Origin of the sequence: Streptomyces sp. UNOC14_S4, from assembly GCF_020740835.1 — a bacterium.
Classification (GTDB): domain Bacteria; phylum Actinomycetota; class Actinomycetes; order Streptomycetales; family Streptomycetaceae; genus Streptomyces.
Window position 1 is genome coordinate 1 of record NZ_JAINFC010000580.1, and the last position, 4,479, is coordinate 4,479.

Here is a 4,479-nt window from a genome sequence, read left to right on the forward strand (position 1 = left end):
CCCCTCGGCGGCGCTTCGGCCGCCCCCGCGGTCGTCCATGGAAAAGGCTAGGAATCGATCGGCCCCCGAACCTCCTGCTGCGGGACGAACGCGGCCCTGGGGCGAGGAGGAGACGGAGCGCCGGGACCCCTAGGGGATGTGAGGGCGCGTCTGGTCCTCACGTCGGGGGCGACAACCATATATATGCGGGCGTAACGCAAGAAAAGCGACATTATTCGATCGCATTGGGGGGAACGAAGCGCGGAGAATACGTGAAGCCCGGCCCGCGGCAAGACATTTGCGGTCAGAGAGAATTAGTGTTCGGGTTGATGGTCGAGGGGGACATCGTGCTACCCCCTTCGAACCGGCCGCAGGTCCCCGGTCCTTCGAAGGAAGCAGCCCGTGAAGATACTTCCCACGCGCGCAGCCAGCGTGTCCCGGCAGGGCCTGTGCACGGCCCTGCTCGTCGCGAGCCTGACCGCCGCGGTCGGCGTCAGCCCGCCGCACAACACGGCCGACGCCGACGAGCCCACACCCGGCTCCGAGACCCCGCAGGGGAAGCCGCACGGCACCCCCAACCTCACGCTGCCCGACCTCAAGCCGCACGGCCCGGGCGCGCCCGGGACCCCCGGCGACAACAGACCTGACGGACAGACCGGCATCCCCGCCATCGCCCTGGACGCGTACCGCAAGGCGGAGGAGACGGCGAAGAAGGAGCTGCCGAACTGCCACATCCCCTGGCAGCTCATCGCGGGCATCGGCAAGGTGGAGTCGGACCACGGCACCATCTACGGCACCCACCTGACCGCCGACGGCACCACCGACAAGCCGATCCTCGGCCCACAGCTGACGGGCAAGGAGTTCGCGCTCGTCAAGGACACGGACGGCGGCTTCTGGGACGGCGACAAGGACTACGACCGGGCCGTCGGCCCGATGCAGTTCATACCGTCCACGTGGAAGCAGATCGGCAAGGACGGCAACGGGGGCTACAAGAACCCCAACAACATCTACGACGCGTCCGTCGCCACCGCGCGCTATCTGTGCGAGGGCGGCAAGGACATGGGCAGGTCGGACGATCTGCGGAAGGCCATCCTCAGCTACAACAACTCCAGTGAGTACGTCAAAGCCGTCACGGAGTGGATGAGGGCGTACCAGAGCGGCGTCGCCGAGCTGCCGGACGTGCCCGCCACGGGCTCGCCGACCCGGCCCGGTTCGATGCCGCCGCCGAGTACGATGCCGACGACGCCAACGCCATCGCGGCCGTCCCAGCCATCTCAGCCGACTCAGCCGTCGCAGCCCTCCCGGCCGTCGCAGCCGGGCGGGGGTGGCCAGAAGCCCGGTGGTGGCGGTGGCAACAACGGCGACAAGCCGACGCCGCCCGCGCCGACCACGGCCCGCATCACGCGGCTCGGGGGCGGGGAGTGGGAGGCCGTCACGGGCGACACCTTCACCCAGCAGGCGTCCGTACGGACCACCACGAGCGCCGGGAAGCCGACGAAGGGCACGCGCGTCCGCTTCGAGATCATCGGCAAGACCGGGGCCCGCTTCCCCGGCAAGGGCACCGTCTTCACCACGACGACGGACAAGGACGGCACGGCGTCGGCACCGGCGATCCTGGCGGGCGACCAGGTGGGCACGTTCACCGTGCGCGCCAAGGTCGAGAACATCGATGCCCTGAGCGTCGACTACGCGGCGACCGTCAAGCCGGTCCCGGTGGACACGCTCAAGCGCGCCGACGGCGACAAGGCCATCGTCGCCGCCCCGAACGCCTCCTTCGCCGAGAACCTCCAGATCGAGGCCCTCGGCAGGGGCAAGGCGCTCGCGGGCGTCGCGCTGACGGCCACGGTGACGGCGGTCGACGGGAAGACGGACATGCCGGACGGCCCGTACTTCAAGGACGCGACAGGGGCGAAGGTCCACACGATCGCCCTCGGCCAGACGGACGACAAGGGCCTGGTCGCACTCCCGAAGCTGTTCACGGACGCGAAGGTCGGATCGTTCATGCTCCGCATCACGACGGCGGACGGGAAGAAACTGCTGCTGCCGCTGAGGGTGGAGCAGCCGGAGGTGACGACGACACCTGGGGCGACCCCGGCGACGCCTTCGGCGTCGGCGACGCCGAGCGCGCCTGCCGCACGGAAGAAGTGATCAGGCGGGGGCGGACTCCCGCCCCCGCTCCCCGCCGCGGTCGGTTGCGCCTACCGGGGTGCGTCTTGCGCTCCGCGCGCGGCCACAAGTCGGTGGGGGCTTGTCGCGCAGTTCCCCGCGCCCCTGATGGAGCGCGCCTTGTCGGTCGGCCTCAGCCCGCGGGGTCGAGGGGCGGAGCCCCCGAAGCGGGGGCTGGGGGCGCAGCCCCCAGGAAAACCCTCCCCCCACAGCAACCTCCACCCAGCCCGTCCGGCGTTTGAGGACGCGGCCGCAGGCCGCTCCCGCCGCAGGCGGTCACGGTGGGAGAGCCGACGACGGCGGGGCGAAGGGCAGCGGTCACGTGCCCGGCGCGTCCTCCGTGACCGGCTTGCCGGTCAGCGCAGCGAGACTGTGCCGCACATGCGCCATGTGCGAGCGCAGCTCCTCCCGCCGCTCGGCGTGTTCACGGAGCACCCGCTCCGTCTCCCGCATGATGCGTTCCTCCCGCACCCGCGCCTGGGCGAGCAGCGCGGAGCCCTGGGCCTCCGCGTCCTCCTGGCCGTGCCGAGCGGCCTCCTCCGCCTCCGCGTAGCGGCGCTGGGCCTCGGCGAGCGCATTGCGCCCGTACTCCTCCATCGAGGCGATCCGGACGTCCAGCGCCGCCTCGCGCTCGGCGATCTCCCGGCCCGCCACGTCCCAGCGCTCCGCGTGGTCCTTCTCCTGGACGGCGAGCGCGTCGGCGGTCCGCTCCCGCATCTCCTTGAGCGCGGCCACCGACTCCGCGCGCCGCGCCTTCGCGTCGCGCCGGGCCGTGGCCCGTACGTCGTCGGCGACCGACTCCGCGGCCAGCGCGGCCTGCCGGGCCCACTCCTCCGACTCGGCCCGTACGTCCGTCGCGTACGCCAGGGCCGCGTCCCGCGCCTCGCGGGCGTGGACCTCGGCGGCCTCCATGGCCTCCACGGCGAAGGCCTCCGCGCGCTCGCGCAGGCCCGTGGCCTCGGCCTGCGCCGTGTAGAGCAGGCCCTGCGCACGGTGCCCCAGCGACTCGTACGTCTGCGGCGGCAGCTGCTCCACGAGCTGCTGCAGGCGCGCGACCTCGTTCTCCATGTCGCGCGCGAGCACGGTGAGCCGCGCCGCGCGCTCCCACGCCTCGTCCCGCCGCCGCGCGAGCCCGGCGAGCGTGCGGTCGACCTGATCGGGGCGGTAGCCACGGCCCCGCACCACGGTGAAACCGTCAGGAGATACCGATGCACTCATCCTCGAAGCCCCTCGTTTCCCGGACAGCCGGACGGCCGGTCATGCGATGCGGTCCCCCCGCACATCATTCCTGGACGACGCACTGCGCCGGAGACCGACACGTCGGCCGGCCCCTAGAAGAGACCGTCCCACATCTGCTCCACCAATACGGCCCACCAGTTCTCGGGGGAAGACATCGCCGCGGGGTCCAGAGCCGCCAACTGCTCCTGAAAGTCCACGGTCCAGCGCCCGGCCTGCTCCGGCGTCAGGCCGTAGCGCCAGCGCCACATCTTCCCGAGCAACGCCAAAGAGCGTACGAACTGGGGAAGGCTCGTGTTGACGAACTGCGGTGGCACGGAACCCCCGTCCGGGCCCGCCTCCAGAGGTACGGCGACGATGTGCGCGGTGCCGTACTGCACACACAGCTGTCGGCCGTAGTCGCTGCCCATCACAAGGTACGACCCCGCGTCCGGCGCCGGACGCACCCCGCGCTCCGCCGCGAGCTCCGCGAGCGTCGGCACCGGGCGGCCCGGCTGGGTCTGGCCCCAGAAGAACGGGCCCATGTCCATGGGCAGTCCGGCCCACACGAGCGTCTGCGCCACGACGTCCGGGACGCCCTGCCGCGACACCGCGCGCTGCTCGAACCGGAACACGCCCTGCGGGCCGAACGACTCCGCCAGCTCACGTCCCGTCACATCCGGGCCGACCGGCGGCAGCTGCTGCGGCTGCGACAGCGGCGCCCGCACCGGGGCGGGCCGCGCCGGGCCGTCGGCGACCTGGTGCAGCTCGCCCTGATGCTCAATCAGGTGCCGCATGCCCTGCTGCCGGGACGCGTGGTCACGGCCGTACGCGGCCGTGTGGCTGATACGCACCTGCGGCCAGGTCTCGCGCACCATCCGGGCGCAGTAACCGCCCGGCAGATCGCAGGACTCCAGCTCCGTGTGCAGCTCCAGCACCTGCTGCGGCGGCACGTTCATCGCGCGCAGCTCGTGCAGGATCTGCCACTCGGGGTGCGGCAGCCCGGGCGCGCTGCGCCGGATGAGCTGCTGCTCGGACCCGTCGTGCGCGCGGTAGCGCAGTACGGCCATGTAGCCGGGCCCGACGAGCGGCACACCGGTGGGGGGCTGGGGGTAGCCG

The 4,479-nt window shown here is 72.1% G+C and carries 3 protein-coding genes; 1 reads left to right on the plus strand and 2 read right to left on the minus strand.

Annotated elements, in window-relative coordinates; translation table 11 throughout:
- Positions 1-381 precede the first annotated feature (381 nt).
- On the plus strand, positions 382-2,127 hold the full coding sequence (locus tag K6I34_RS32415; RefSeq protein WP_229331613.1) for a lytic transglycosylase domain-containing protein: 1,746 nt from the start codon (positions 382-384) through the stop codon (positions 2,125-2,127).
- Between the two features lie 336 nt (positions 2,128-2,463).
- Here the strand turns inward: K6I34_RS32415 and K6I34_RS32420 are convergent, their stop codons facing one another.
- Positions 2,464-3,363, minus strand: a complete 900-nt coding sequence (locus K6I34_RS32420; protein WP_229331614.1) for a cellulose-binding protein — start codon at positions 3,361-3,363, stop codon at positions 2,464-2,466.
- 113 nt (positions 3,364-3,476) lie between these two features.
- The coding region (locus K6I34_RS32425) for an SUKH-4 family immunity protein (protein ID WP_229331615.1) at positions 3,477-4,479 on the minus strand (1,003 nt) is incomplete at its 5' end.

Bases quoted from the DNA above. Each gene is read 5' to 3' on its own strand.
- K6I34_RS32420 (WP_229331614.1), bottom strand. From the start codon at position 3,363: ATGAGTGCATCGGTATCTCCTGACGGTTTCACCGTGGTGCGGGGCCGT.